This is a genomic window from Aestuariicoccus sp. MJ-SS9, from assembly GCF_032586235.1.
GTDB lineage: Bacteria > Pseudomonadota > Alphaproteobacteria > Rhodobacterales > Rhodobacteraceae > Aestuariicoccus.
Map to the genome: position 1 here is coordinate 1 of NZ_JAWHTD010000120.1, position 1245 is coordinate 1245.

A 1245-nucleotide genomic window follows, 5' to 3' on the forward strand; every position below is an offset into this window, starting at 1 on the left:
ATGGCAAAGGAAAAGTTTGAACGTTCTAAGCCGCATTGCAACATCGGCACGATTGGTCACGTTGACCACGGCAAGACGACGTTGACGGCGGCGATTACGAAGTATTTCGGGGATTTCAAGGCCTACGACCAGATCGACGGCGCGCCCGAGGAGAAGGCCCGCGGGATCACGATCTCGACGGCGCATGTGGAATACGAGACCGACGCGCGTCACTATGCTCACGTCGACTGCCCCGGCCACGCCGACTATGTGAAGAACATGATCACGGGCGCGGCGCAGATGGACGGCGCGATCCTGGTTGTGAACGCCGCGGACGGCCCGATGCCGCAAACGCGCGAGCACATTCTGCTGGGCCGCCAGGTGGGCATCCCCGCCATGGTGGTGTTCCTCAACAAGGTCGACCAGGTTGACGACGAAGAGCTTCTCGAGCTGGTGGAAATGGAAGTGCGCGAACTGCTGAGCGCCTATGATTTCCCGGGCGACGACATTCCGATCATCGCGGGCTCGGCGCTTGCGGCGATGGAAGGCCGGGATCCGGAGATCGGCGAGAACAAGATCCGCGAGCTGATGGCGGCGGTCGACGAGTACATCCCGCAGCCTGCGCGCGCGGTGGATCAGCCGTTCCTGATGCCGATCGAAGACGTGTTCTCGATCTCGGGCCGCGGCACGGTTGTGACCGGCCGTGTGGAGCGTGGCGTGATCAACGTGGGCGACTCGATCGAGATCGTGGGAATCCGCGACACCAAGACCACCACATGTACCGGTGTCGAGATGTTCCGCAAGCTGCTGGACCGCGGTGAAGCCGGCGACAACATCGGCGCGCTGCTGCGCGGTATCGACCGTGAAGGCGTCGAGCGGGGCCAGGTGCTCTGCAAGCCGGGTTCGGTGACGCCGCACACCAAGTTCGAGGCCGAGGTCTACATCCTGACCAAGGAAGAAGGCGGCCGCCACACGCCGTTCTTCGCGAACTACCGCCCGCAGTTCTACTTCCGTACGACGGACGTGACCGGCACGGTGACGCTGCCTGAGGGCACCGAGATGGTGATGCCGGGCGACAACCTGAAGTTCGGCGTCGAGCTGATCGCCCCGATCGCGATGGAAGACGGCCTGCGCTTCGCCATCCGCGAAGGCGGCCGGACCGTCGGCTCGGGCGTCGTGTCGAAGATCATCGAGTAAGCGATGATCCCGAGACGCGCCAACCCCGGTGTGTCGAAGATCATCGAGTAAGCGAAACGGACGGTGCAC

General features: G+C 63.5%; 1 protein-coding gene. It reads left to right on the forward strand.

Annotated elements, in window-relative coordinates:
• On the forward strand, positions 1-1176 hold a 1176-nt coding region (gene tuf / locus RXV88_RS23515; protein WP_316296169.1), incomplete at its 5' end, for an elongation factor Tu.
• Between the last annotated feature and the right edge of the window lie 69 nt (positions 1177-1245).